The sequence below is a fragment of the Candidatus Viridilinea mediisalina genome, from assembly GCF_002532535.1.
GTDB lineage: Bacteria > Chloroflexota > Chloroflexia > Chloroflexales > Chloroflexaceae > Viridilinea > Viridilinea mediisalina.
In genome coordinates this window covers 1-3,773 of record NZ_NQWI01000212.1, presented here as the reverse complement: position 1 = coordinate 3,773, position 3,773 = coordinate 1, and the positions used below count along the sequence as shown (strand labels likewise).

3 protein-coding genes are annotated in these 3,773 nt (G+C 60.6%); all 3 read right to left on the bottom strand.

Annotated elements, in window-relative coordinates:
* Positions 1 to 2,651, bottom strand: a 2,651-nt coding sequence (locus CJ255_RS23855; protein WP_165774871.1) for a PQQ-binding-like beta-propeller repeat protein, incomplete at its 3' end; no start/stop codon positions are given.
* Between the two features lie 7 nt (positions 2,652 to 2,658).
* On the bottom strand, positions 2,659 to 2,871 hold the full coding sequence (locus CJ255_RS23105; RefSeq protein WP_124682048.1) for an AraC family transcriptional regulator: 213 nt from the start codon (positions 2,869 to 2,871) through the stop codon (positions 2,659 to 2,661).
* 561 nt (positions 2,872 to 3,432) lie between these two features.
* Positions 3,433 to 3,773 (bottom strand): hypothetical protein (locus CJ255_RS24745; RefSeq protein WP_217352515.1); only part of this gene is annotated, 341 nt, incomplete at its 5' end.

The following is a 3,773-nucleotide window of genomic DNA, read 5'->3' as shown; positions in this document are numbered from 1 at the left end:
GTACCCGTTGGGGTCGCGGTACCCGTTGGGGTCGCGGTACCCGTTGGGGTGCCGGTCTCCGTTGGGGTGCCGGTCTCTGTTGGGGTCGCGGTCTCCGTTGGGGTGCCGGTCTCCGTTGGGGTCGCGGTCTCCGTGGGGGTCGCGGTCTCCGTTGGGGTGCCGGTCTCCGTTGGGGTGCCGGTTTCCGTTGGGGTGCCGGTTTCCGTTGGGGTGCCGGTCTCCGTTGGGGTGCCGGTCTCCGTTGGGGTCGCGGTCTCCGTTGGGGTGCCGGTTTCCGTGGGGGTCGCGGTCTCCGTTGGGGTGCCGGTCTCCGTTGGGGTCGCGGTCTCCGTTGGGGTGCCGGTTTCCGTTGGGGTCGCGGTCTCCGTTGGGGTGCCGGTCTCCGTTGGGGTGCCGGTCTCCGTTGGGGTGCCGGTCTCCGTTGGGGTCGCGGTTTCCGTTGGGGTGCCGGTCTCCGTTGGGGTGCCGGTCTCCGTTGGGGTGCCGGTCTCCGTTGGGGTGCCGGTCTCCGTTGGGGTGCCGGTCTCCGTTGGGGTCGCGGTGCCGGTCTCCGTTGAGGTGGGGGTGCCGGTTTCCGTTGGGGTCTCGGTGGGGGTGCCGGTCTCCGTTGGGGTCTCCGTTGGGGTTGCGGTGCCCATCACCGGAGGCAATCCTGTACCTGTGGGCGTCAACGTCGGGGTACTCGTTGCGCTACCAGTTGCCGTGGGCGTCGCAGTTGCCGCTGCAATGACAGCAGCAGTTGGCGTGGCACTAGGCGTCGCAGTGGCAGGCAGCGGCACATCGGAGGCATTGGTCGCGGTCGGGGTATTGGTTGCAGCACCAGCGCCGCCACTGCCCGACGTAGGCGTCGCGGTAGAAGCAGGATCGTTGGGAGCATACGTAAGCGCCAGCAACGCCCCATTGCTACTGCGCCAATAGATGACCCCTTGGTCAATAATGGGGCTTCGCACCGCAGGGAGTTGCGGCTGCGAGGTAGCTACCTGCGATTGGGTGTAGATAAACTGTTGGTCACTTGGGATGGGCGCCTGATATGAAGTGCCTTCCAGGGTACGATCAGGAATATGCAGCGCACCAAGCCTATTCCATTGGCCATAGAAGAGCGTATCGCCCACCATAGTGAGGGCACCCTGCTCATTGGTTGGCAGATGGTTGGCTGTGGGTTGCTTATGATCTTGCACAAAGCGGATGTGCCCACTGCTCAGATCCATTTCACCAAAGGTGGTATCCTCAAGGCCATTACAGGCAACACGGGCCAACAGACATGCATCACGGATGCGCCAGAAGAGGTACGCAACCTCATTGCCATCGGGCAGAGTACGGATCACCGCTTGGGGCGGGGTGGAGTAGTAGTAACCATCCTGCCCCATCGCACCACCAAGCACTGGGGCGACAAAGCGCCGTTCGCCAGTCGTGAGATCAAGCACGAAGAAGGACTCGAAATAGGAGCGATTAGTGATCATTTCACGAATGATCCGCTGGCTTTCGGGCGCTCCAGCGCTCGGATCCCACGTCAAGTCCCATGCGAAATAGGAGCGCACCAAGACAACGCCAGCCTGTTCGGCTACCACCGGATAGGTATCGGGGAAACGGCGTGCCGGGCGTTCAGCCCGTGCCGGGCGCAACGAGGCGTTGATGGGGCTCTGCCATACAGGCTGACCATCGGCAATCCGCACCGCATGAATTGTACCATCCTCCACAGGAACAATGATCAACCCCCCGGCGGCGGCACTATAGGCAGCCGAAGCGTAGATCGGCGCACCCGCGTTGTAGCTCCAGGTCTGGCGCATACTCGTATGCTGCACCGCGACCAGTTGCCCGTTGGCTGTCCCAAGGTAGGCGTGGTCGCCAACAAGGAGTACCGCGCTCTCAATGGCACTACCAAGATTCAATTCACCAAGCAGGTGCCCATCGCTGGCACGCAGGCGCACAAAGCGGCCCTGGTCGGTTGCAAAATAGACACTGGCACTCACCGGATCAAAGGCGCCAACATTCAGGATGCGGCCCCCAAGCGGCTGTTGCCACAACTCGCGCCCATCGTCGGCGCTGAGGGCACGCACCACCCCATTGGCATCGCCAAGGTAGAGCCGACCCGCACCCAGAATCGGTGCGGCGCCATCGGCCAGTGGGTGCTGCGCGTCAGCGCCATCAGGACTATTCCAGACCCACATGGTGCGCCAGGATTGACCATTGGCATTGGCAAGTGCCATTTGGGTAGCGGGATCAGCAGGGGCAAAATGGGTACGCTGCGGATTGCCTCCGAGTTGGTGCCAATTGGCCTGCTGCTCAGGCCCATCTGCCTGCGGCGTCGCGGTGGTGGTGGCAGTAGACGTGGCGGTGGCGCTGGCTGATGCATCCCCAGCGTTCATGGTCGCCGTGGGGGTTGCCGTAGCTTCCTCCTCACCACTGCCCCCCGCAACCAAGGGCAACCAGATCTGCCATGGCTGGCTGGCGGGTGCTGCTTCGGTGGCTTGATCGGTTTCAAGCGGCACAGCACTCGTTGGCACAGCGGGGGGGCCAGGCAGCACCGCTTCGGTAGGCATCAGCCGCGCTGCCGCACGCAGATAACTGGTATGCATGCCTAGCATGAGCAGCACAAGGCCAACTGAAACAAAGAGCCGCAAGACCCGACTTGGCTTGAGTGTAGCCTGCATTGACGCCTCAAGAGGGAGGGAGATGCTTGAGTCCAGACCTCAACCACCCGCCGTGTAGTAGATTGCAGATTGCCGATTGCCGATTGTAGATTGCAGATTGCAGATTGCAGATTGCAGATTGCAGATTGCCGATTGCCGATTGCCGATTGCCGATTGCAGATTGCAGATTGCAGATTGCAGATTGCAGATTGCCGATTGCCGATTGCAGATTGCCGAACATGGCGTCCCAATGAGCTTGAGCGTTATTGATGATGTGGCATGTTCAGCAATAAGTTGGTATGACTAGTCCATGTGGGTTTGCAATTCAGCAAGAAAAAGCGGCGCAGGCAAAGCCCACGAACCTACCTAATAGAGTATGTGAGTGGCCTAAATGGGCGCTAAATTTGTGCATATGTTGAGTTACAGCGGGTTTATCAGAGAGATCCAGAGAATTGCACCACACCATGCTACGTGGCACGCGGTGGAGTGCCGGCTTTAGCCGGCTAAAGCCGGCACTCCACTTGGCCTCCGACGGAGTGCCGACGTTAGTCGGCTGAGGTCGGAGGTTGCCATTGGATGCCGACTGACGTCGGCACTACGGCGCTTAAGGGAAGCAGAAATTGTTACGTATCCCAGCAGCCTGTCATGCTGAATAGTCTATGGGCGGGCATCGTAGTGCCGACTTATGGTCTTCCAGTAAATAATCCGCTAACCAGACCTCGCAGATCTGGCATATCTATCAGGTCTAGTCCGTGCCGCGACACCGGATTAATTTCTGGAAGCCGACTAAAGTCGGCACTACCTACGGCATCTCAGGGCGGCAACGCAACGCAACGGGGCAATCAACAACATCCGCTCCCCTAACTATGTCTGGCACATAACCAGCGGTAGATACACGTAGTAGCGTTGCTCGTTCTGTATCGTGGTTATGGTTGGGGTTGGGGTTGCGGTTAGGGTTGGGGTTGCGGTTAGGGTTGGCGTTGTGGTTAGGGTTGGGGTTGAAGTGGATGTAGGTAGTATTGCTGGGATACTCGTACTCGTTGCAGTATTGGTACACGTTGGAGTGGGCGAGGGCTCCGGGCTCGGCGAGGGCTCCGGGCTCGGCGAGGGCTCCGGGCTCGGCGAGGGCTCCGGGCTCGGCGA

Bases quoted from the DNA above. Each gene is read 5' to 3' on its own strand.
- CJ255_RS23105 (WP_124682048.1), bottom strand. From the start codon at position 2,871: ATGTTCGGCAATCTGCAATCGGCAATCGGCAATCTGCAATCTGCAATC.